Below are 23,180 nucleotides of genomic sequence, written 5' to 3'. Positions count from 1 at the left end.
AGGTAAACTTGATTAATTACGGGTCTACACTTAAAAAAATACGTAAAAATAAAGGATATTCTCAAAAAGAAGTCGCTGGTAATAGTTTTGCCCAATCTACTTATTCAAATTTCGAATCAAATAAGTCGGATATCCATTCAGCTGGTTTCTTATACCTATTAAATCAACTTCAATTATCTTCTGACGAATTTGAATATATTTTTAATGAATATAAATTTGATAAAGTGACAGAGATTAAACAACAATTTTTTCGTTTGCCATATAATAATAAGCAAGAAATCAAGCATGTTATTAATTCAATAGATATGTATCTAGAAACTAATCAAAATAAGTTTTTGGAAGAATTAAAGTGTATTTGTGAGGCCTTATTAATTTTGGAGATTTCGGGTGATTTAACAAAGGCAAAAGAAAAAGTAATTACGGTATGGGAACGCCTTTCTCGTTATGACCAGTGGTATTTAATGGATATCAAAATCATTAATGTAATTTTATATTTTTTCGATGATGATGTAGCTATTCAAGTAACTGATAAGTTATTAGAAAGGCTAAAAACTTATAAGGGATTAGGAGATTCACTTAGACTCTCTTTAACACTAACGTTAAACTTATCAATGATTCTTATCAAAAATGGTAAGTATTCTGAAGCTCTAGTAAAATTAGAAAAACTATTACAACAAAATTTACATTCATTTCCCTATCAATCCTTAGCTGTATGTTTTAATAGAATTGCTATTTGCTATTCCTATTCAAATAGAGAGAAAGAAGATAATTATAAAATGAAATTATTTAATTTATTGGAAGTCTATGACGATAAACTTTTTTTAAATATGATTCAACATGAGTATGAAAAATATGCTCTACAAAAAGATTATTAGAATAGAAATTACATAGTAGATAATAAACAAACAAAAAACAGCCCTAGATTTCTCCAGGACTGTTCAGTTGTCGACAAAAGGTTTCGATAAATCATCCACTCGATACCTTTTGTCATTATTATTGTATTTAACTTGGGGACATCTTAACTTATAAAATTATCCAATATATTGATTGGAGCGGAAGCGGCTCGGCCCCGCCCGCGGCGTCCGCCAGGAGCAGAAAACCCAATTCGATTTATCATAGAATCAGTTACTATTTTGTACTTGTTGAATCAACTCTTTAAGACTCTTACCACTAATTGTATCAGTGATAGTCTCATGGATTTCATTTTTCACTATAAATGTTTCTTCTGCAAATTGTGTTTGTGAAGTTAGGCTATCTTCATCAATAGTTTCAATGTTTGTTTGAAGTTCTGCTTTATCATTTTTATCAAAGCTTATGGAGAAAGGTTCAATTGCGCCGTAATAGCTTCCTAAATCCTCATTTTTCTTCAAGAAAAGCATATATTTTTTGCCATTGGCTGGCTCTATAAATAAGGGGTCCTTATTCTCAATTTCTTTCATATCTACTTTAGTTGCTTCTTTAGTAACTATGCCTTCAGGGGATACTACTGCATCTGATACTTCTAATACCACAGTTTCTGCAAAACGATGGTTTACCTGGATTTGTTTGCTATCCGATGCACCTTTAATTGTTTCTGAAATTTTGAAGTTATATAAATGCCCTTCTACGTAATTCTCTGTATCTTCCTGTGAAGGATTATTTGGGTTTCGTGCCATATTCCATTTAGAATCGAGCCCATTATAATGACCAATAACAACTAAATCTGCTTCATCAATCATCACATTTAAATCACTTGTAGAAGGAAAGTCCTTACTGAGTATAACTGTTTGAGGTTCTTTTTCAATCCCCGCTAAGCTGTGAACCTGCCCACTCAATGTCATATATCCTCCAAAGCCGATTACTACAGCTAATGGAATTACTATTGCCATTTTTTTTGCTTTTTTTGTTAACATCAGAAATCCTCTCCTTTTCTTAGTAAATTGCATTTACGCCATTTTTGTCATCTGTTTGTGGAGTGTGCATTGTAGTTCGATCACGACTGCTATTCATGATGGAAGTCCCGCCGGTATGGGCGATTCCAATTGCATGCCCAAACTCATGAACGCCAGTACTTTTAGCAACATTTGATTTTGTAATATTTGTATTTCCGGAGTTAAGATCTCCAGCAAATTTTGTTACTTTACCATCTGAATGAGTTGTTGTCATTCTTCCATAATAGGTAGAAGAGTATTCGTACCAAGAATTTAATGTATTAACAGAGGAAGTATTAACCGTGAAGTTAATGCTGGATGCAGTATACCAAGCTGAGTCTGCAGCAGACCAACCAGATTTGATCACACTTGAGCCGTCATCTAGATTAGTTCCCCACTTATATGTCGATGATTTTGATGGTAGTTTCCATCCGTGTAAGACGTATGCTTCTGAAACACTCGTACTTGCGAAAATAATTGTAATTCCTAACAAAAGTGAAGTAACTACTTTTTTGATTTTCATATTATCCCTCCAATGTTTTATGAAAAAATTAAAATCTTATAATTCCAAAACGATTACTCTCCCATTATTTTTGGGGCTTTTAAAGCTTGTCCAACTGGGATAACCTCCTCTAATTTTTATAATAAATTATAGAAATTAAAAGGTTGCAAAATATCAGAAAAATGTTATTTGTGATAATTTTTTGTTTTGCATTCAGTTCAAATTCAGTTAAATGGATATAAACTCTATTACTTCAATATAAAAGACAGAGATCATTAAATCTCTGTCTTTTTGTACTACTTATTGTTGTGCTTTCTTAACGCTATTCAATATTTCATCAATGTTTTTTCCACTAATATTATCAACAACGGTGTAAGGAATTTCATTAATTACATAAAATGTTCTCTCTTCTACTTTTGTTTTAAATTTAAGCTTACTTTTATCAAGGTTGATTAAATTACTTTTTAACTGTGCTACATCATTTGAATCGAATTGAATCATAAAGGGTTCAATAGCGGGATAATAATGACCAAGCTCGGAGTTTTCTTTTAAGAAAATCATATATTTCTCACCGTATGCTGGTTTTATATAGAGCGGATCTTTGTTTTCTACTTCTTTTGTAAAGATGTTCTTAGCTTCTTGAACAATTACTCCAGTTTCATCAACCACTTCATCACTTTCCTCTATTGTAATGATTTCAGAATATCTATGATTTATTAATATTTCTTTTTCTACAGGTTTTCCTTTTAAAGTTTCATTTACTTGGAAATTAAATAAATGTCCCTCTACATTTTCATTTTGTTCAAATGGTGCCTTTGCCATATTCCATTTAGAGTCTAAACCTTTATATTCACCTAGAACAACGACATCTGATTCTTGGACCATTTCACTTAATTCATTTGTTACTTTAAACGTCTTATGTAAAACTAACGTTTTAGGTTCCAAATTATTTTTTGATATGAACCAAAAGGTAATACCTATAATAAGAAACAAAATAAATAATAAGAAATAAAAATAAGTTCTCCTATACTTAGGTTTAGACATCATTATCTTTCCTCCTTTTAATGAGTAGGTTCTACATAATGAGAAGTATGTTGATAACATTAATTGTCAGATGATATGTTCCTCTTTAATGTATTTAGACAGTTGTTTAGTGGGAAAAGTTACAATAATTTTCTGAATACTATAGTTTCTGAGATATGAATAGTTGCTTCAAAACAAAAATAAAATGGCGTTTCTACTAGAGGTTTTTTTCTTTAGATTTTTCAAGTATGATAAACATATTAGAATATTTCGAAAGAGGGAGAACTTAACGATGATATTAGTTTTGGCTGCATTAATGATAGAAAAAGTTGGGATCATCGTTATTGTTGCATTCTTACTTTCTCAAATAAAATCATTTCGACAGGTTATTCACAATGAACACAATTGGAGCGAAAAAGTAATTCTTATTTTAATTTTTGGTGCTTTCGGATTGATTAGTAATTACACAGGAATTGAAATGGAGCGAGGGACTATTGTAAATAGTGGCTGGCTTGTAGGAATTGACCCGGATAATGCGATAGCAAACACAAGAGTAATGGGAGTTGTGATTGGTGGAATATTAGGTGGGCCAGTTGTTGGGCTAGGTGCTGGTCTAATTGCTGGTATCCACAGGTATTCACTTGGGGGTTTTACGGCAATAGCATGTTCATTGGCAGTTGTTGTAGCTGGAATTTGTTCTGGGTATTTTTCTAGAAAACAATTAAAACTTGATAAGAAAATTACACCAATCTATGCTGCAAAGTTAGGAATGACATTAGAAGCTGTACAAATGATCATAATTTTGGCTTTGGCAAAACCATTTGAAGAAGCATGGGCTCTCGTGCAAGTCATTGGGATTCCAATGATTGTTGTTAACGGATTAGGAATGTTTTTATTCATGTATATTATCCAGTCAATCGTACGAGATGAAGAGCGTGCTCGAGCAAACCAAACGAGCCAAGCATTTTATATTGCAGATCAAACCTTGCCTTTCTTTCGACAAGGATTAAATACTAATTCTTGTAAAGAGATTGCAGAAATTATGTTGCGGTTGACGGATGCCGATGCGGTTGCGATGACAGATGAACATCGAGTGTTAGCGCATGTTGGAGCAGAAGCAGATCACCATATTCCAAAGAGAGGCCTAACGACTGGATTAACAAAAAAAGTGTTAGAAACCGGCAGGATAGCAGTCGCCAAATCAAAGGAAGAAATTTTTTGTTCCCATAGTGATTGTTCGTTAGAAGCAGCCATCGTACTACCTTTAAAGATACAAAACAAAACTGCAGGAACATTAAAAATGTATTATATTAAGCCGAGTAAGTTAGATGATGTTCAGCAGCAGCTAGCAGAAGGACTTGCCAATTTATTTTCTACTCAATTTGAGCTAGCAGAAGCTGAAAGACAAACAAAATTATTAAAAGATGCAGAAATAAAAGCATTACAAGCCCAAATCCATCCGCATTTTCTGTTTAATAGTCTCAATTCCATTTCTATCTTATGCCGCACAGATGCACAAAAAGCTAGAAAGCTATTGTTGGAGTTAAGTTCATTTCTACGTGGTAATATTCAGGGAGCTAAACAAATGCTTATTCCTTTAGAAAAGGAAATAGAGAATGTGAAGTCATACTTATCCCTTGAACAAACGCGTTTTCCAGACAAATACGAAATAGAGTTTGAAATAGAAAACAGTTTAGAAGAGATACTGATACCTCCGTTTACGTTACAACCGCTAGTAGAGAACGCCATCAATTACGCATTCACAAGTCTAGTAGGTATAGGAAAGATACAAATCCAAATTTACTCCTTAAATAACAACCTGCGAATTGTTGTATCAGATAACGGAAAAGGCATTCCAATGAACAAGATAGAATTATTAGGTAAACAAACGATGGTTTCTAAAAAGGGTACGGGTACAGCGATTTTTAATATAAGTAAGAGACTATCTGGAATTTATAATGGCCAAGCAAAGTTAGAGATAACTAGTGAATTAAACAGGGGCACATCTATATTAATTTCTATTCCACTCGATAGTAAAGGAGTTTTACATCAAAATGTTGAAGGCGTATATAGTTGAAGATGAACCATTGGCAAGGGAGGAATTAAAATATCTTCTCACAGAAAGTAAACAAATTGAAGTTATTGGTGAAGCAGATTGTCTTTTAAATGCTGTGAAGGATATATCCAAACAACACCCAGATTTGGTTTTCTTAGATATAGATTTAGAGGAAGATAACGGATTAGACTTAGCTAAGCAATTGATCCAGCTTAAACCAACTCCTGCCATTGTATTTGCGACCGCGTACGATGAGTATGCCTTACAAGCGTTTGAATTAAATGCACTTGACTATATTTTGAAACCATTTGATGAGGAGCGTATCCGAAAAACGCTGGAAAAGATAATTCATGTGGGGAAAATCGGAAGTGAGGAACGACGATTCATTTCTTCTGCTAAGAATGTTAATTCGGGAAAAATTGCTGTTTTAGTAGAGGAAAGAATTGTTTTGCTTGAAAATGATTCCATCATTTATTTGGAATCTTTTGAAGGCAAATGTAAGGTCAAAACGATGAGTGATGAATATATTGTTAGTGATTCACTAACTGTGTTAGAGAAAAAATTAAACAATACCAATTTTATGCGCGTCCATCGAAGCTATATAGTGAACATGGATCATATTGTAGAAATTCATCCATGGTTTAACTCTACATATAATGTCATATTAAAAGATCGATCAAAAGTTCCTGTTAGTCGAACATATGTAAAAGATTTTAAAATGTACATTGGGTTTTAAATAGGTCAAATTGTATTTCATTTCCCCATTTTTGCAGCTCATCCTTGAAATTTTGTAACTCAACTAGAATATGAATTTATCAATCTTAATTTTAGTATGATTAATAAATACATAAGGGATGGGGGTAAAAGAAAATGAATGCGGTTACAATTGTTATTGGCTCTATTTGTATACTATTAATTGCTTATCGTTTATATGGTACATTCATGGCTGCAAAAGTTTTGAAACTAGACGATTCAAAACCCACTCCAGCTCATGAACTGGAAGATGGTAAAGATTATGTACCCACGAACAAATGGGTTACGTTTGGTCACCATTTTGCGGCGATTGCTGCGGCGGGACCATTAGTTGGACCAATATTAGCAGCACAGTTTGGTTATTTACCCGGCTTACTTTGGCTTCTAATTGGGGCGGTAATCGGTGGAGCGGTTCACGACATGGTTGTACTATTTGCATCCATGCGTCAAGAGGGAAAATCTCTATCTGAAATAGCGAAAAAAGAGCTCGGTCCAGTGGCAGGATTCTGTGCTGGGTTGGCGATGCTATTCATTATTACGATTACGATGGCAGGTCTTTCTTTAGTAGTATTGAGCGCATTAGAGAGAAACCCATGGGGAACCTTTGCTGTAGGGATTACAATTCCGATTGCAATGGGAGTTGGGTTGTACCATAAGAAAACAGGAAATTTAAAAGCTGCTACAATCGTCGGTTTTGGACTTATTATGGCTGCTATTCTTTGGGGACCTAATATTCAAGGAACAGCATTAGGTGATTTCTTAACATTAGAAAAGAGTACTATCGCTATAGCATTACCTATTTATGCGTTTTTTGCTGCGGCGTTACCAGTTTGGTTATTGCTAGCACCTCGTGATTATTTAAGTACTTTTATGAAAATTGGTGTATTCGTAGCTTTAATAATAGGGGTATTCTATGTAAATCCAGCAGTTCAATTCCCTGCTTTAACAGAGTTCATAAATGGTGGGGGTCCGATTATCGCGGGACCGGTTTGGCCATTTGTTTCCATCACCATTGCTTGTGGAGCTATATCAGGATTCCATGCATTCGTTGGTTCAGGGACAACTCCAAAGATGATCAATCGTTGGAGTGATATTAAAGGGGTAGCTTTTGGTGCGATGCTTGTGGAATGTTTAGTTGCAATCATGGCTTTAATCGCTGCTGTATCTTTAATGCCAGGAGATTATTTTGCAATAAATTCTACACCAGAGAAATTTGCGACATTAGGGATGGAAACAGTGCATTTAGATGAGCTAAGTGATGAGATTGGAATGGATTTGGAAGGAAGAACAGGAGGGGCTGTTACTCTTGCTGTAGGGATGACGTATATCTTTACGGAGATTCCGATTTTCGAAAAAATGGCTTCCTATTTCTATCAGTTTGTTATTCTATTTGAAGCAGTCTTTATCCTAACAGCAATTGACTCGGGGACACGAGTTGCTCGTTATCTCATTCAAGATTTCGGTGGAACATTCTTTAAACCGTTAAAACGAACTAATTCAATAGGTGCAACTATTTTCGCAAGTGCGTTAGCTTGCTTTATGTGGGGATATTTACTGTATTCCGGAGATATTAGTTCCGTTTGGGCATTGTTTGGGGTGTCAAACCAGTTAATGGCTTCGATAGGATTGATCATTGGGGCAACGATAGTATTGAAGATTGCACAAAAACGAAGCTATATGCTTACTTGTTTGATTCCTCTATCTTATCTGTATGTAACAGTTAATGTAGCTGGCTACTGGATGGTGAAAAACGTTTATTGGAATGCAGAAAGCCCAGGCTACAATATTTTAAATGGAACTCTTTCTGTAATCATGTTAGTTCTTGGTCTAGTAATTCTTGTGACCTCCATTCGTAAGTGGTTACAGCTTTGGAAAATTCCACAGCATGAACTAGTAGAGCGTGCTGCAAAAGGAACCATATAAGTTAACCTTTAATACCTTCCAACATACTAAATGTTGGAAGGTTTTTTATTTTTTACACTAAAATATTATATTTGAATATTTTAATAATTATTTCTATTAAATTTAAAACATAGGTATATGAAGGGATTAAGGTGTTTTTCCTAAAAATACATTTGTATTTTAAGTCAGTTCTTATTATTCTATGATAAGAAAGATTATTCAGCTTTCTATAAACTTTATAAAACCGTATGTATTTCTCGGTTGATTTATACCGAATAAATTAGTTGTAAATATTGCGTCTGGGGGAGCTAACATGTCCAATAATGAATTGAAGAGAGGACTTGAGGCACGTCATATTCAAATGATTGCTTTAGGGGGTACAATTGGCGTTGGTCTATTTATGGGTTCTGCTAGTACGATTAAATGGACAGGCCCATCTGTATTACTTGCATATGCTATATGTGGGATTTTTATATATTTTATCATGCGTGCAATGGGAGAAATGCTTTATGTAGAGCCAAGTACAGGTTCATTTGCGACATTTGGCCATAAGTATATTCATCCGTTAGCAGGCTATATCACAGCGTGGAGTAACTGGTTTCAATGGGTAATTGTTGGGATGGCAGAAATTATTGCAGTTGGGACATATATGCAATATTGGTTTCCCGATCTACCTGCATGGATTCCTGGGCTCATTGCAATGGTGATTCTTGGTGCTGCAAACTTGATTTCTGTTAAATCTTTTGGTGAAATTGAATTTTGGTTTGCGATGATTAAAATCGTGACAATCGTATTGATGATTATTGCAGGGTTAGGTCTTATTTTCTTTGGATTTGGTAATGGAGGAGACGCAATCGGTTTATCAAACCTTTGGGAAAATGGTGGTTTCTTTGCAGGTGGTTGGACAGGATTTTTCTTTGCACTGTCGCTTGTTATTGCAGCTTATCAAGGAGTAGAACTAATCGGGATAACAGCCGGAGAAGCGAAGAATCCACAAAAAACATTAACAAAAGCGATTAATAGTATTATTTGGCGTATATTAATTTTCTATATTGGTGCGATTTTTGTTATCGTTACGGTTTATCCTTGGGATCAACTTGATTCACTTGGAAGTCCGTTTGTTGCTACTTTTGCAAAGGTAGGAATTACAGCAGCAGCTGGAATTATTAACTTTGTCGTCATCACAGCTGCAATGTCAGGATGTAATAGTGGTATTTACAGTGCGGGACGTATGCTTTATACATTAGGAATCAATGGACAAGCACCAAAATTCTTTGCGAAAATATCTCATAATGGTGTGCCTTTATTCGGTACGGTCGGTGTTTTAGTAGGTTTAGCAGTTGGGGTTATTTTAAGCTATATTGCACCAGCCAATTTGTTCGTATATGTATACAGTGCAAGTGTGCTACCAGGTATGGTACCTTGGTTTGTTATTCTTATTAGTCAAATTAGATTTAGAAAAGCTAAAGAGGGAGAACTTAAAAACCACCCTTTTAAAATGCCTTTTGCACCAGTCACAAACTACTTAACCATTGCATTTTTAATTATGGTATTAGTAGGTATGTGGTTTAATGATGAAACACGTATTTCTCTTATTGTAGGGATCATTTTCTTAGCGATTGTTGTAGCAAGCTTCTACATCTTTAAAATCGGCAAACGTATGCCTATAGATAAATAATGAAATAAAAAATATTCTGCCGTTTGATGCTTTAGCATCGAACGGTTTTTTCGAAAGATGAGAAAGATATGAAATTTGATTTACTTAAAGCCCGTATTCATCGGTATCTAATTAATACTATGAAGAAGGGTATTATCATCCTGTTGAATCTATTTTTATCAGCGATATACCGAAAAAAATAGCAAGCGTTCTTCTAATAGAGCAGATGTACAGCGACCGAAATTGCATCTTCGGGAGCTTCCAATATGAATAGGATGGCAGCTATTCTCCAATTATCCAAAATAGTGGTACCAAGTTTTCAAAAGTTGTAGCAGGGCGACGGATAGACGACTGCCACAGGATTACCGACCCTCCACTCCAAAAATTCAAACGGTAACGATGTAGCCGAAGTATGTCCAAAGCTCTCTGGAAACGTTTGAAACCTGGTATTTCTTTTTCACGGTTCGCCTGCGCTTTTCTTGTATTGTATATTACTTATTTTTAGCGTACAATATATCGAATTGATAGAATCTTTTAATTTATTTCGTTAGTCGTTAAGGAGGTGGGTGTGATATTGAAACGCATACATTATAGCTGGTTTGTGTTAACCATCGCTTTTTTCTCGATAATTGTAGCGGGAATTATTCGATCATCTTCTGGGGTATTTATTGTACCTTTTGAAAATGAGTTTGGATGGGATAGGTCCATTATTTCTTTAGCTTTTGCAGTTGGTCTTTTTCTTTATGGACTATCTGGCCCATTCATGGCAGCATTGATTGAAGTACTAGGATTAAAAAAGATGATGGTTTATGCGATGTCCACTCTACTTGTAGGTCTCATGCTCACCTATTTTATGGACCGTGCCTGGCAGCTCATTCTCATTTGGGGAATCATCATAGGATTAGGATCTAGTGTGTTTTTAACAGTATTGAGTACATATGTTGCGAATCGTTGGTTTGAGAAAAGAAGAGGACTTGCAGTAGGGATTTTAACAGCGAGCACCGCAACAGGACAGTTAGTATTACTTCCTGTTCTAGCAATTCTTGTAGAAAATTATTCATGGCGCACTGCAATTGGTTTAATACTAGTCCTTAGCTCTATCATGCTAGTAGTTATTCTTTTATTTATGAGAAACTCCCCGAAGGAAATTGGCATTTTACCTTATGGACTAGAAAAAGAGTTTCCGGAGTCTAATGCTGTGAAAAAGAAAAATCCAGTTGCCATGGCGTTCGAATCATTACTCGAAGCTATAAAAGTAAAGGAATTTTGGTTGTTAGCAGGAAGCTTTTTTATATGCGGGCTTTCTACAAGTGGTCTAATTGGAACCCATTTTATATCCTATTGCATAAGTTATGGAATTCCGGTCGTTGCAGCCGCTTCCATGCTTTCTTTTATGGGGGTTTTTGATTTAGTCGGTACGACAATATCTGGTTGGTTATCCGATCGTTTTGATAATCGATGGTTGTTGTTTTGGTATTATATTTTAAGAGGAGCTTCTCTCGTTTTGCTTCCATTTGCACTCCAAGAAGGCTCACTTTCGTTATTAATCTTATTCTCTATATTTTACGGATTGGATTGGATTGCGACAGTACCGCCAACAATTAGCATTTCAAGACAAATCTTTGGAATTGAGAGAAGTGGTATTATTTATGGATGGATTTTTGCCGCTCATCAAGCTGGAGCTGCAGTAGCTGCATACGGTGGGGGTTATATGTATAAAGTATTTGACTCATACACTTGGGCATTCTTACTTGCGGGAATCTTTTGTGTTATGGCTAGTTTGTTTGTCATTTTAATAAAAAAACAAAAATCAAGTATAGTAGTTTAATAGAAGAATTACATTTTTTATCTTTTAACGTGTTGACCCATCCTGGAGACTCCTGTAGGATGGGTCATACTTTTTTATCTATTCATATAAAGTATCATCAAGGGATCCATCCTCTTGATAGATTTCAAGAACTCCATTATGGTCGTTAACATATGGCTTTACTTTTTCCAACAGTTTTTCCTTCGTTTCTTCCACGAAAATTGCCCGTTCTCCGCCTGATTTCATAAGTGTCCACTCATCTTTTCTTGCTTTTACTTCATACGTTGGACGGTCGGTATCATCTCCATTAATCGCTTTGCGTGCTTGTGCGGTTGCTATGGCGATTGCTCGACCTTCATCATAATTGTCTCGTAACAAAGCATTGGCAATTTCAATCGCTTTCTCTCTTACATCAGGGTCTAAATTTTTCATTGAGTCTGGATAATCCTTTTTGTCCCATGGCATTGCTATCGCCTCCTTAGCTTGCATTTTCCCTTATTTCTACCAAATCAAACGCACGGATTCGAATCGGGATTTTTGGATAAACTATACTTATTGAGAAGTATTTTGCGTGGGATGGAGGAGTGTATACACGTGGATGTGCATAAAAGTTCGAAGGTACATTTATTTCTACTCATAGTTGTTTCTGGTTTTTTCGTTTGGTCAGTAATTAAGCCTGCAACCTATTTGGATTGGCTAGCGGAAGTTAGTCCTAGTGTAGTTGTAATAATCATTCTTTTAGCGACATATAAAAAGTTTCGCTTTACAACTCTCTCTTATTTCATCATTGCAATATTATCTATTTTGACATTTATAGGAGGCCACTATACTTACTCAGAGGTACCATTTTTTAATTGGATTAAAGAAGAATTTAATTTGAAGAGAAATAATTATGATCGATTTGGTCATTTGCTTAAGGGAATGATAGTTATAGTAATTAGAGAATTATTACTCCGCAAAACGGCTTTGACGAAAGGAGTTTGGTTGTTTGGAATTACTATGAGTATATCACTTGCCATTGCTGCTTTATATGAAATCATTGAATGGATGAGCACCAAAATTTCCAAAGGAGGAAAAGTTTCTAAAGACTTTTTAGGAATGCAAGGAGATAAATGGGATGCCCAATGGGATATGTTTTTAGCTTTAGTTGGTTCTCTCCTGGCATATATTATTCTTTCAAGGTTGCATGACAAATTATTAAAAAAAATAAAGAAAAATTCATCATTTATGCATGATGAAAAAAGGTTAAATTAAGATGAATTTGTCGAAAATAGAATAAATAGAGTAACTCCTTCTCCTGCAATTCGTCAGGAAAGGAGTTTTTTTACGTTGAATGATTAGGAAAATGAATAGTGAAAAGTTAATAATAGGTAAAACACGCTTAAATTTGAAAAAATAATCTCATTTTTATGACTTTTATCACATAAAAATACAAAAACGCCCATTACATAATACGACAAAAAAGTAGTTCTTATGTATCATAAAATACATTGACAAGATGATAATCAGTAAAGTAATATTCAGAAAAAGCTAAAAGGTTAAGCGCTTACAAACGAAGGGGTGGTTCGAGTGCAACCTATATTAGAAATAGAGAATGTGTCATTACAATTTGGTGGGGTAAAAGCATTAGATGATGTCAGCTATCATATAAAAAAAGGAGAGATATTCTCACTTATTGGTCCGAATGGAGCTGGGAAAACTAGTATGCTCAATTGCATAAGTGGCTTATATCAACCTACCAGCGGATCAATTCGTTATAAAGGACAGGAAATTATTAATATGAAACCTTATAATCGAACGTCCCTTGGTATTGCCCGTGCGTTTCAAAATATAGCATTGTTTGCTCATATGTCTGTACTAGATAATCTAAAGCTCGGAAGACATACTTTGATGAACTCTAGTGCAATTAGCGGAGGTCTATATGTAGGAAAAGCTGCCAATGAAGAAATTGAGCATAGAAAAAAAGTAGAAGAGGTTATTGAGTTTTTAGAGTTGCAAGACATTCGACATACGCCGGTAGGAACCCTTCCTTATGGACTACAAAAACGTGTGGAGGTAGGAAGGGCGTTGGCACTGGGACCGGAGTTAATCTTATTGGATGAGCCGATGGCGGGAATGAACAACTCTGAAAAGGATTTGATGGCACGTTTTATATTGGATATGCATGAAGTAATGGAAATAACTGTCGTATTAATTGAGCATGATTTAGGAATTGTCATGAATTTGTCTGATCATATTGCGGTTTTGGACTTTGGTAAACGCATTGGATTTGGTACACCAGATGAAATACAAAATAATCCAGAAGTTATAAAAGCTTATATCGGGGAAGAAACCGTTATTTAGAAAGGGGAAAAACAATGAGCGCAGTGAAAACATTACCTAATCTTTTAGCGGAACGAGCAAACAACCATAGAGACGAGGTTGCACTTAGACAAAAATACCATGGTATTTGGAATGAAATAACTTGGGGTGACTATTTAAAAACAGTGGAGCAGTTGACGATATCCCTTTCTGAAAATTACGGTTTCAAGCAGGATGAAAAACTGGCTATTATTGGAGAAAATAGACCGCAATGGCTTTATTCATATATGGCAGCTCAAAGTTTAGGCGGGATGGCAGTTGGTATATATCAAGAATCACTGCCAGAACAAATTGTCTATTATTTAAACGATTGCCAAGCTCGAATCGTGGTGGTGGAAGATCAAGAGCAAGTAGATAAATTGCTTGAAATTGAAGATCAGATTCCAATGGTGGAATATATCATTTTTTACAATAAACAAGGAATGCGTCATTATAAGCATTCTAAATTAGTCGATTTTGATGATGTATTAATTGCAGGGACATCCTTGATAGAAAAAAAACCCACATTCTTCCGTGAACAAACTGAGCGATTGCTCGGAGACGACTATGCTGCTATTGCGTATAGTGCAGCTACTTCTGGAAATCCAAAAGGTGTAATTCTTACACATGAAAATTTAATGGAAGCTGCTAAAAGCCTTTTAATAGTAGATAACATGGAACCTAAAGATGACTACTTTTCTTTCTTGCCATTATCATGGATTCATGAGCAGGTGATGAGTGGAGTTATACCATTAACAACTGGAATCGTTATTAACTTTCCTGAAAAACCGCATACAGTAATAGGTGATATGCGTGAGATAGGTCCACATACACTGCTTGCACCTCCAAGAGTCTATCAAACTATTTTGTCGAACTTCACTATACGTATGGATGGGGCAAGCTGGTTTAAGAAAAAAGTCTATCAAACTTTCAAGAAATACGGAGATATAATGGCGCAGGCCAAGCTCCACAAGCAAGAAGTTTCTTTTAAAGAAAAGCTGATGTATAAAATTGGCGATTTGTTAGTTTTCAGTGCAATTCGTGATCATTTGGGATTCCCAAGAATAAAACGAGCGTATATTGCTGGAGCGGCACTTCAATCAGATGCCTTCCATTTCTTTCATAGTATCGGAGTAAATTTAAAGCAAACTTATGGTGGAACAGAGCTTGCAGGAATCGCATTTGTTCAACAAGATGACGACATCAATGTGGAGAGCTCGGGCGTTCCTCTACCTGGTACGGAAGTAAGAGTTGCGGAGGGTGGATCTATATTTGTAAGAAATTCAGCCACTTTCGCAAAGTATCTACATGAAGAAGACCACAAATCAATGACGGATGGTTGGATCACGCTGGGAGATTGTGGACGTTTGGGGCAAGATGGGCATCTCTATATTCTTGATAGAAAAGAAGACATTATTACAGATCAAAGTGGGAAATACATTTATCCGAGGATTGTCGAAAACAAATTAAAATCCAGTCCTTATATACAGGAGGCTGTATGCTTCGGCAAGGAAAAACCCTATATGACAGCTATTGTGAATATCGATTTAAACAGTGTTGGACGTTGGGCAGATAAGCAAAGGCTTGTCTATACAGAATACTCAGATCTTGCGAGGAATCCTCAAGTTGTTGAGTTTATAGAACAACAAGTTACGGAGTTAATGAGTCAAATACCAGAATATGCGAGAGTGAAGAAGTTTTCCATACTACACAAACAATTTACCGCAGATGACGGTGAGCTCACAAGAACATTAAAGGTAAGAAGAAAATATATTGAGGAAAAATATCAGATGCTAATCAATGGAATGTATTCTAATTTTTCTATAGTGACAATGGGTAGTTCGGAAATGGAATCTATTGAGGAGATAAGTTTGCAGGTCATTCAGTTGAACATTAAACAGGAGGTGGCATAGTCATGACGTTTTTTCTTCAAATGCTTGTAACCGGGATAGTAGTTGGAAGTATTTATGGACTGGTTGCATTAGGATTTGTCTTAATATATAGAGCTAGTGGAGCGTTGAATTTAGCGAACGGAGAATTCGTTATAATTGGTCCCTATATCTGTTTAATCTTAATGACGGCTTATAAAATACCATTCATTCTTGCATTACTCATAACACTCGTTTTTAGTGCAGTTCTTGGCCTCGTCGTCGAAAGGCTTGTGATTAGACCGATACAGAATGCTCCTGTTGTGTCTGTCATCATGGCTACTATTGGGTTATCGAGTTTATTAGGTGGTGCAGTGCATATGATATGGGGTCACCAGACAAGAACATTTCCACCTGTTTTCCCTTTAACCCCAATAAATATTGCGGGAGTTATCGTAACACCTGTTTATTTGTGGTCATTTATCGTAGTAATCGTCCTACTCGTTTTATTTTCACTTTTCTTCAAGTTCTCCAAAATGGGGATTGCCATGCGTGCAGTTGCAGACGATCGACAGGCAGCATTATCAATGGGAATGAGTGTGAAATATGTCTATGCCGCAACATGGACAATTGCAGCAGTAGTGGCTGCTGTTGGTGGGGTACTTCTTGGTAATATAAATGGTCTTAGCCCAACAATGTCTGCAATAGGTTTAACTGTTTTGCCAGTTGTTATTCTAGGTGGCCTTGATAGTGTATTAGGCGCAATAGTTGGTGGCTTTGTAATCGGTATTATTCAAAACATGGCTGGAGGTTATTTAGATCCCCTTGTAGGAGGGGGCTTAAAAGACGTTGTTCCATTTATTATTGTCTTGCTCATTTTGATGTTAAAACCGCATGGCTTATTTGGCAGTAGAAGAATCGAGAGGGTGTGAGATTGTGCGGAATTTGTTCGTGAGGGAAAGCGGTAACTATAAAACTTCTTATAGTGATGATATGAAAATGTTTGGAACTACCGGTTCTAAAATAAAAGCACTACTTATCGTTCTCATGGTACTTTCACTTCCTCTATTTGTGTCCAATTACTGGATTGGACTAATAACGTTATGTGCAATATCATCTGTTGGAGCAATTGGATTAAACATTTTAACAGGGTTTACTGGTCAAATATCAATAGGTGTGGGTGCTTTTCTAGGTGTTGGTGGTTATACATCAGCAATCTTAACATCTACATTAGGTTTAAGTTTTTGGATTTCACTACCACTAGCTGGAATTGTTACAGCAATTATAGGAGGTCTTTTTGGAATTCCATCCTTACGCTTAAATGGTTTGTATTTAGCTATCGCAACCCTAGCGGCACAGGTCATTATTCTCTTTGTCATTAGTAGGTGGGACGGTTTGACAGGTGGCACAGCAGGGATGGTTCTTAGTCGTCCGACTATTGGGGAGTTTTCTTTATCGAGTAATACTGGCTATTACTACTTATGCGTGATCATTTTGTTGTTGACGGTATTGTATGCAACTAACTTATTAAGGACCCGTACTGGACGAGCTTTCTTGGCGGTTCGCGATCGAGATATAGCAGCTCAAATAATGGGTATCAACTTATTCAAATATAAAGTTATGGCTTTCGCGATCAGCTCCTTTTTTGTAGGAATAGCAGGTGCATTGCTCGCACATTATACGATGATTGTAAGTCCAGAACTTTATAATTTCCATGTATCTATTGAATATTTAGCGATGATATTGATCGGAGGGCTAGGTAGTGTATTTGGTTCTATTTTAGGTGCTGCCTTTATTACGCTCTTACCGATAGGTCTTGGTTCACTCATTGATGTACTAGCAGGTTTCATGCCTGACTTGTATCAATTGTTTTCAGCTTTTAAAGATTTTGTGTTTGGAGCGGCAATTATCTTGTTTTTAATTTTTGAACCAGGAGGATTAGCTCATATTTGGCTTAATATTAAAAAGTATTTTAGGTTATGGCCATTTTCTTATTAAACAAAGGGATTGCAGAAGCCGTATTTAAAAAAATGTGTGCTTCTTTATATATGAATATGAGGGGGATTATGAATGAAAAGCAGAAGAAAGTTTACTAGTGCATTAATCGGAATATTGTCTGCCGCATTAATACTTGGTGCATGTTCGGATGATAAAGTGGCTGTAAATGGTAATGTTTCTGAAAGAACGGTTGTCATTGGTGGACTTTACGATATTACTGGTGGTACTGGTGATGTAGGAACACCATATGCCGAGGGAGAACAAGCATATTTCAAGTATTTAGCAAGTAAAGGTGGAGTAGAGGGGATTAGTTTAGAGTTAACAGGAAAAGATTATGCTTATGAAATTCCGGAAGCACAGAAAATCTATCAGGAACTTAGAGATAAAGAAAAGGTTTCTGCAGTACTTGGTTGGGGTACTGGGGATACGGAAGCTTTGCGTCAGCAAGTTGCGAATGATAAGCTTCCATTCTTCTCGGCTTCATACTCAGAGAGTTTGAAGAATTTAGATGAAAGCCCATATAACTTCTTAGCTGCAGCATCTTATTCAGACCAAGGACGTTCCGTTTTAAAATGGATTAAAGAAAACCATAAAGGTTCTAATCCAACCTTAGCGCTATTGTATAACGACACAGCGTTTGGTCGTTCTCCAATTGAAGATATTAAAGCATATGCCGCAGAAATTGGAATTGAAGTCGTCGATGAACAAATTGTTGATGTTCGAGCGACAGAAGCCCAATCTCAATTATTAAATATGGAAAAGAAAAATCCTGACTATGCTATTATTCAAGAAACATGGGGAGCAACAGCTACAATTTTAAGAGATGCTAAAACGCTTGGAATTGACACGCAATTCATTGGGTTGAACTGGGCTTCAGGTGAAGGTGTAATTTCTATAGTAGGAGAAGATGTTGCAGAAGGGTATATTGGTATTCTTTCTCATGCAATGCCTTATGAGGATCTTCCAGGAATGGCAGAGATTAAAGAATATTTAGAAGCTGAAGGCAAGACAATAGATGATATTAATCAAAAATTTATTCAAGGTTGGACTACTGCGAAAATTTTAGTTGCAGGTATTGAAGAAGCTGCAAAAAAACATCCTGATGGCGAATTAACCGGAGAAGAAATTCGTTCAGGTCTTGAGTCTTTACAAGATTTAGATCTTGGTGGGTTAGGGGCTCCTGTTAGCTTTAGTGCAGATAATCATACTGGTACTGAGCAAACACGACTAGGTATTGTAAAAGACGGAAAATGGGAGCCGTTAACGGATTATTTTAGCCATAAAGACTAATATGTAGATATTTTTCTTGAAAGGAGGATATTTATGCTCCAGGTCAATAATATAGAAGTGGTCTATTCGAAAATCATTTTAGCCTTGAAAGGGATGTCACTTCAAGTACCCGAGGGTAAGATTGTTGCTTTACTTGGTAGCAATGGAGCGGGAAAATCCACTACCTTAAAAGCTATTTCTGGATTGCTTAACGGTGATAGAGGGCAAATAACAGATGGTACAATCCAATTTGAAGGAAAGAATATAAATGATATTACACCGGATGTGATTGTAAGGAATGGAATATTTCTTTGCATGGAGGGCAGGCGCGTATTTAGAGACTTAACAGTTGAAGAAAATCTACTAGCCGGGGCTTATTCACGTAAGGATCGTTCGAATATAAAAGAAGATATGGAGAAAATATTTATTTATTTTCCTAAACTAAAAGCCTTACAATCACGAAAAGCGGGTTTCCTATCAGGAGGAGAGCAACAAATGCTAGCAATAGGTAGGGGTATCATGGCTAAACCCAAATTATTACTTCTTGATGAGCCTTCCTTAGGCATTGCACCGTTACTCGTGAAAGAGATATTTCAAAACATTAAACAGATTAACGAAGAGGAAGGTACTTCAATATTGGTAGTAGAGCAGAATGCTAATGTTGCGCTTTCCATCTCCGATTACGGATATATAATGGAGAATGGTAGAGTTGTTCTGCAGGGGAATGCAGATTATCTATTATCTAACGAAGAAGTACGAGAGCATTATTTAGGAATTGGAAAAGAAGGAGAGAATAATTACAAAGAAAATAAAGTATATAAACGTCGTCAAAGAGTAGTTTGGTGATTTATAAGAACGATTGCATGTGTAACGTGCAATCGTTCTTTAGTTTGAAGGAATAGTCCCTGTTCCATTTAAATGCTTTTAGAAATTTTTTATTAATGCAAGACCCGTTCATTTCCGTTCCATGCGGACGCGTTCTGCCGGCATGGCTTCAGCCGCTTCCTTCGCTTCGCTCGGTCCAGGAGCTGAGGGGAAGGCGATCTAAGTTCGCCGCATCCTGCTCCTGCGCAAAGCTCGTCGCAAAAGAACTTTTGCGGCAACGATTGCATGACCAACATCGTGTTGGCCTAGGAGGCTAAGGCAACGCCAGAGGAAAGGGAGCCGTTTCAACGATTTTCTTATTTATATTACAAATATAACAATGTGCAAAAACTTGTCATTTAATTGATAAATCTCTCTAACCATTTTGAAATGTTACTGACATCTTTGCGTGGTAAGATAAGTCTCGTTAGTGAAAGGGAGGAAATTCATTTTATGAAAAAACACATTGTTGCACTAACCGCAATCGCAGCACTATCAGTAGGAGCGGCGGGACAAGCTTCCGCATCAACCGTTCATACGGTAGAAAAAGGAGATACACTTTGGGCTATTTCTAGAGAAAATAACGTAAGTGTACAAGATTTACAAGAATGGAACGAACTAGATTCAACGTTAATATATCCATTACAGCAGTTAAAGGTACAAGAAACCCATGTTGTCGTTCAAGGTGAAACACTTTTCCAAATTGCACTTTTACATGGTCTGTCGGTGGATGAGTTAATGGAAAGTAATCAGCTTACAAGCGATTTAATTTTTCCTGGAGATGAATTAGTTATCGAGGGAACGAAAAAGGTTGAGCATAAAGTAGATTCGGCTTCCTTACATAAAGCACCCGTAACTAATACAACTGAAAATACATCAGAACCAGCTACAGAAAAAACTGCAGCGCCAGCACCAGCTACAGAAAAAACTGCAGCACCAGCACCAGCTACAGAAAAAACTGCAGCACCAGCACCAGCTACGGCAAAAACTACAACACCAGCACCAGCGCCAGCTGCAAAAACAACAGAACCAGCAGCTGTTAAAACTTCAACTCCTGAAGAATCTACAGCAAAAGAGCTTACGGTTACTTCTACTGCTTACACAGCTTCTTGTGAAGGATGCTCTGGTGTGACAGCTACTGGAATCGACTTAATTGCTAATCCGAACCAAAAAGTTATCTCTGTAGATCCATCGGTTATTCCATTAGGCTCCCGTGTATGGGTAGAAGGCTATGGTGAAGCAATTGCTGGAGATACTGGCGGATCAATTAAAGGAAACAAAATAGATATTTTTATGCCAGTTAAACAAGATGCAATCAATTGGGGACGCAAAACAGTTAAAGTAAAGATTTTAGATTAAACATAAAATAGATATCCGGCAAATGCTGGATATCTATTGGTTTGTTAATATGTAAAGCTATAGTAATTCCTGGGGAACTTCTTTCATTGAAATTGTAATATTTCAACGGATATTTTAAGGGTGCTAGTCTCAAAGAGAGGCTTTAGGATTTGTACGGAATGGGTACCATTTAATGAATTTTTTCAGGATGTTTACCTTACATGCCTAAAGAGCCCGAAGAATGAGACCCCGCAAAGGATGGGGAATGAAGCGACTCATCCCGCGAAGACTCGATGGTGTAGCGTGCGACAAGAGTGTATACTCTTAAAATTATAGAAGTGATTTAAAAATCCTACAATATACGCAGCGAACATTTTTATTCATTCAATCATTACTATTTTATCTTTTCTTCCAGTTCTATTTTTGCAATTATTTTTTCTATTATTGATTCAAGAGCTTCTAATCTTTCCACTGATCGATTCGTATTGACCTCATTTTTATCAAGCTTCTCTAAGGCTGTCTCAAAATACCTCTTTAGAATACTCTCTTGTCTATTGTTGTTTCCTTGAATCCGATTCAATACCTCATTTTGAATACTAGATCGTCTAATCATCATCTTGTTAAATGCAGTTTGCTTACTCAAATGCTCATTCATAGAGGTTTTGTAGCTTTTTGAGGCATGTTTGATTTCGATTACATTTTTCTTCAGATGTTCATACTGCCTTCTGTGGATTTTTCCTTGTATATTTAATACTTCTTCTTGTCTTTGCACGCCCTCTAAAATTTTTTGACATGACTTCTCCAGCTCAGCAACACTTTCAATTAAATGTATGTTTAATGATATCTGTTCTTCTATAAAATCTAACCAAGGATTGAGGTTAAAAGTACTTTGGTTATTTTCCATGGAAAGGGTAAGTGGAAATAAACGTACCTTCGATTCATTCATATATACAACTCCTTTATAAATAAAACGTGTTGTCATCATTGTTTAGTCTATGAACGAAATCGATTTTTGTGAGCAAATCACCTAGCGATAAATGACAAGTTTTTTATGCATAGTGCATAGGATAGTTAGTATGAATCATTCGGAAGGTGGCAATTGATGTATTATCAATCTATGCGAGGCCATTTATTTTCTCCTTTACGGGTCATAACGGTAAGGGGTGACGGTGAGGTTTTTGTAAAGCCTAACTATGCCCAAATCCAAATAGAGGTAAGTACGGAAGGAAAAGATGTAAGAGGAGCACAACAGGAAAACGCAAATATTATGAACCAAGTAATACAATCCCTTTTACAGCTGAATATTCCGAGAGAAGATATTCAGACAGCTGCATTTAATGTTCTTCCTCAATATGATTATGTGGAAGGGAAACAAATATTTAGAGGGTACGAGGTTACAAATGCATTGACTGTCAAGGTGAGAGATACAAGCAAAATAGGAAGTGTCATTGATAGTGCTATTCAAAATGGGGCAAACCGTGTCTCTGGAATACAATTTAAAATAGAAAATGCTGATCCGTATTACCAACAAGCACTTCGTTTAGCACTTCAAAATGCTCAAACAAAAGCAAAAACAATTGCAGAGACTTTGAAATTGACTTTACACCCTCAACCAATTGAAGTTGTAGAAGAAAGGGAAACGGGACCGATTCTTTATAAATCAGTTGCTATGGCTGACCAGACTTTCTCTACACCAATTGAACCCGGACAAATTTTGATAAATGCAATTGTTAAGGTGAAGTATCAATACTAATTAAATCTTATTATTAGGCTGTTTGATATTTTTATCAAACGGCTTTTTTAGTAGGAAAGTGTTGAAGTTGAACTACCGTAAATATAATTTTAATGCTCTTAGCACCGCCAAAAGTACTAATATATTTATCCATTATTTCT

General features: G+C 36.2%; 20 protein-coding genes. 15 read left to right on the top strand and 5 right to left on the bottom strand.

Going from position 1 to position 23,180, the window contains the following annotated elements; genetic code table 11:
* Positions 1 to 8 precede the first annotated feature (8 nt).
* Positions 9 to 875 carry a helix-turn-helix domain-containing protein gene (locus P2Q73_RS15190; RefSeq protein WP_275788785.1) on the top strand — a complete coding sequence of 289 codons (867 nt, stop codon included), beginning with the start codon at positions 9 to 11 and terminating at the stop codon, positions 873 to 875.
* A 246-nt stretch (positions 876 to 1,121) separates the two neighbouring features.
* Here P2Q73_RS15190 and P2Q73_RS15185 read toward each other — a convergent pair whose 3' ends face one another.
* The 3 genes from P2Q73_RS15185 to P2Q73_RS15175 form a co-directional block, all read right to left on the bottom strand.
* On the bottom strand, positions 1,122 to 1,892 hold the full coding sequence (locus tag P2Q73_RS15185; protein ID WP_275788783.1) for a cardiolipin synthase: 771 nt from the start codon (positions 1,890 to 1,892) through the stop codon (positions 1,122 to 1,124).
* A gap of 19 nt (positions 1,893 to 1,911) precedes the next feature.
* Positions 1,912 to 2,433: a matrixin family metalloprotease gene (locus P2Q73_RS15180; RefSeq protein WP_056833469.1), complete on the bottom strand. Its 522-nt coding sequence runs from the start codon at positions 2,431 to 2,433 to the stop codon at positions 1,912 to 1,914.
* A 279-nt stretch (positions 2,434 to 2,712) separates the two neighbouring features.
* Complete coding sequence (locus tag P2Q73_RS15175) at positions 2,713 to 3,456, bottom strand: hypothetical protein (protein ID WP_275788911.1); 744 nt, start codon at positions 3,454 to 3,456, stop codon at positions 2,713 to 2,715.
* A 274-nt stretch (positions 3,457 to 3,730) separates the two neighbouring features.
* Between P2Q73_RS15175 and P2Q73_RS15170 the strand changes: the two genes are divergently transcribed.
* The 5 genes from P2Q73_RS15170 (at position 3,731) to P2Q73_RS15150 (ending at position 11,631) form a co-directional block, all read left to right on the top strand.
* The gene (locus tag P2Q73_RS15170; RefSeq protein ID WP_056829145.1) at positions 3,731 to 5,512 is read left to right on the top strand and encodes a sensor histidine kinase; all 1,782 of its coding nucleotides are present in this window, start codon (positions 3,731 to 3,733) and stop codon (positions 5,510 to 5,512) included.
* The gene (locus tag P2Q73_RS15165; protein WP_275788780.1) at positions 5,490 to 6,227 is read left to right on the top strand and encodes a LytR/AlgR family response regulator transcription factor; all 738 of its coding nucleotides are present in this window, start codon (positions 5,490 to 5,492) and stop codon (positions 6,225 to 6,227) included. The genes P2Q73_RS15170 and P2Q73_RS15165 overlap by 23 nt, the downstream gene beginning before the upstream one ends.
* Before the next feature lie 134 nt (positions 6,228 to 6,361).
* Entirely contained in the window at positions 6,362 to 8,167 is a 1,806-nt protein-coding gene (gene cstA, locus P2Q73_RS15160) for a carbon starvation protein CstA (protein ID WP_056828738.1), read from the top strand.
* A gap of 292 nt (positions 8,168 to 8,459) precedes the next feature.
* Positions 8,460 to 9,824 carry an amino acid permease gene (locus P2Q73_RS15155; protein WP_275788775.1) on the top strand — a complete coding sequence of 455 codons (1,365 nt, stop codon included), beginning with the start codon at positions 8,460 to 8,462 and terminating at the stop codon, positions 9,822 to 9,824.
* A gap of 553 nt (positions 9,825 to 10,377) precedes the next feature.
* Positions 10,378 to 11,631 (top strand): MFS transporter, encoded by a 1,254-nt coding sequence (locus P2Q73_RS15150; protein WP_056828734.1) that lies wholly within the window; start codon positions 10,378 to 10,380, stop codon positions 11,629 to 11,631.
* 78 nt (positions 11,632 to 11,709) lie between these two features.
* Here P2Q73_RS15150 and P2Q73_RS15145 read toward each other — a convergent pair whose 3' ends face one another.
* Positions 11,710 to 12,075 (bottom strand): DUF2188 domain-containing protein, encoded by a 366-nt coding sequence (locus P2Q73_RS15145; RefSeq protein WP_275788770.1) that lies wholly within the window; start codon positions 12,073 to 12,075, stop codon positions 11,710 to 11,712.
* 129 nt (positions 12,076 to 12,204) lie between these two features.
* Between P2Q73_RS15145 and P2Q73_RS15140 the strand changes: the two genes are divergently transcribed.
* The 8 genes from P2Q73_RS15140 to P2Q73_RS15105 all read left to right on the top strand — a co-directional run bounded on the left by P2Q73_RS15140 (position 12,205) and on the right by P2Q73_RS15105 (position 21,308).
* Positions 12,205 to 12,864 carry a DUF2238 domain-containing protein gene (locus P2Q73_RS15140; protein WP_481747161.1) on the top strand — a complete coding sequence of 220 codons (660 nt, stop codon included), beginning with the start codon at positions 12,205 to 12,207 and terminating at the stop codon, positions 12,862 to 12,864.
* Positions 12,865 to 13,179: 315 nt separating this feature from the next.
* Positions 13,180 to 13,953: an ABC transporter ATP-binding protein gene (locus tag P2Q73_RS15135; RefSeq protein WP_053590851.1), complete on the top strand. Its 774-nt coding sequence runs from the start codon at positions 13,180 to 13,182 to the stop codon at positions 13,951 to 13,953.
* Positions 13,954 to 13,967: 14 nt separating this feature from the next.
* The gene (locus P2Q73_RS15130; RefSeq protein ID WP_275788764.1) at positions 13,968 to 15,863 is read left to right on the top strand and encodes an AMP-binding protein; all 1,896 of its coding nucleotides are present in this window, start codon (positions 13,968 to 13,970) and stop codon (positions 15,861 to 15,863) included.
* A 2-nt stretch (positions 15,864 to 15,865) separates the two neighbouring features.
* A complete protein-coding gene (locus P2Q73_RS15125) occupies positions 15,866 to 16,750 on the top strand; it encodes a branched-chain amino acid ABC transporter permease (protein ID WP_056828724.1) in 885 nt (294 codons plus the stop codon).
* A 1-nt stretch (position 16,751) separates the two neighbouring features.
* Entirely contained in the window at positions 16,752 to 17,816 is a 1,065-nt protein-coding gene (locus P2Q73_RS15120) for a branched-chain amino acid ABC transporter permease (protein WP_481747163.1), read from the top strand.
* A gap of 72 nt (positions 17,817 to 17,888) precedes the next feature.
* Positions 17,889 to 19,106, top strand: a complete 1,218-nt coding sequence (locus P2Q73_RS15115) for an ABC transporter substrate-binding protein (RefSeq protein WP_053590847.1) — start codon at positions 17,889 to 17,891, stop codon at positions 19,104 to 19,106.
* Between the two features lie 33 nt (positions 19,107 to 19,139).
* Positions 19,140 to 19,931, top strand: a complete 792-nt coding sequence (locus tag P2Q73_RS15110) for an ABC transporter ATP-binding protein (protein WP_275788757.1) — start codon at positions 19,140 to 19,142, stop codon at positions 19,929 to 19,931.
* A gap of 471 nt (positions 19,932 to 20,402) precedes the next feature.
* Complete coding sequence (locus P2Q73_RS15105) at positions 20,403 to 21,308, top strand: LysM peptidoglycan-binding and 3D domain-containing protein (RefSeq protein WP_275788754.1); 906 nt, start codon at positions 20,403 to 20,405, stop codon at positions 21,306 to 21,308.
* Between the two features lie 373 nt (positions 21,309 to 21,681).
* Here P2Q73_RS15105 and P2Q73_RS15100 read toward each other — a convergent pair whose 3' ends face one another.
* Positions 21,682 to 22,233, bottom strand: coding sequence for a hypothetical protein (locus P2Q73_RS15100; RefSeq protein WP_275788751.1), 552 nt, complete (start codon positions 22,231 to 22,233; stop codon positions 21,682 to 21,684).
* Between the two features lie 156 nt (positions 22,234 to 22,389).
* Here P2Q73_RS15100 and P2Q73_RS15095 point away from each other — a divergent pair, with 156 nt between their 5' ends.
* Positions 22,390 to 23,040 (top strand): SIMPL domain-containing protein, encoded by a 651-nt coding sequence (locus P2Q73_RS15095; protein ID WP_275788748.1) that lies wholly within the window; start codon positions 22,390 to 22,392, stop codon positions 23,038 to 23,040.
* Positions 23,041 to 23,180: the final 140 nt, after the last annotated feature.

Origin of the sequence: Bacillus sp. Cr_A10 (assembly GCF_029222665.1) — a bacterium.
Classification (GTDB): Bacteria; Bacillota; Bacilli; order Bacillales_A; family Planococcaceae; genus Psychrobacillus.
The sequence above is the reverse complement of the archived record's forward strand: the minus strand, read 5'-3'. Positions and strand labels throughout refer to the sequence as shown.

What these genes read in the sequence shown, in the direction of transcription:
- P2Q73_RS15145 (WP_275788770.1), bottom strand. Translation starts at nt 12,075, where the DNA reads ATGCCATGGGACAAAAAGGATTATCCAGACTCAATGAAAAATTTAGAC.
- P2Q73_RS15105 (WP_275788754.1), top strand. Translation starts at nt 20,403, where the DNA reads ATGAAAAAACACATTGTTGCACTAACCGCAATCGCAGCACTATCAGTA.
- P2Q73_RS15155 (WP_275788775.1), top strand. Translation starts at nt 8,460, where the DNA reads ATGTCCAATAATGAATTGAAGAGAGGACTTGAGGCACGTCATATTCAA.
- P2Q73_RS15115 (WP_053590847.1), top strand. Translation starts at nt 17,889, where the DNA reads ATGAAAAGCAGAAGAAAGTTTACTAGTGCATTAATCGGAATATTGTCT.
- P2Q73_RS15165 (WP_275788780.1), top strand. Translation starts at nt 5,490, where the DNA reads ATGTTGAAGGCGTATATAGTTGAAGATGAACCATTGGCAAGGGAGGAA.
- cstA (WP_056828738.1), top strand. Translation starts at nt 6,362, where the DNA reads ATGAATGCGGTTACAATTGTTATTGGCTCTATTTGTATACTATTAATT.
- P2Q73_RS15110 (WP_275788757.1), top strand. Translation starts at nt 19,140, where the DNA reads ATGCTCCAGGTCAATAATATAGAAGTGGTCTATTCGAAAATCATTTTA.
- P2Q73_RS15175 (WP_275788911.1), bottom strand. Translation starts at nt 3,456, where the DNA reads ATGTCTAAACCTAAGTATAGGAGAACTTATTTTTATTTCTTATTATTT.
- P2Q73_RS15185 (WP_275788783.1), bottom strand. Translation starts at nt 1,892, where the DNA reads ATGTTAACAAAAAAAGCAAAAAAAATGGCAATAGTAATTCCATTAGCT.
- P2Q73_RS15100 (WP_275788751.1), bottom strand. Translation starts at nt 22,233, where the DNA reads ATGAATGAATCGAAGGTACGTTTATTTCCACTTACCCTTTCCATGGAA.
- P2Q73_RS15095 (WP_275788748.1), top strand. Translation starts at nt 22,390, where the DNA reads ATGTATTATCAATCTATGCGAGGCCATTTATTTTCTCCTTTACGGGTC.
- P2Q73_RS15180 (WP_056833469.1), bottom strand. Translation starts at nt 2,433, where the DNA reads ATGAAAATCAAAAAAGTAGTTACTTCACTTTTGTTAGGAATTACAATT.
- P2Q73_RS15125 (WP_056828724.1), top strand. Translation starts at nt 15,866, where the DNA reads ATGACGTTTTTTCTTCAAATGCTTGTAACCGGGATAGTAGTTGGAAGT.
- P2Q73_RS15130 (WP_275788764.1), top strand. Translation starts at nt 13,968, where the DNA reads ATGAGCGCAGTGAAAACATTACCTAATCTTTTAGCGGAACGAGCAAAC.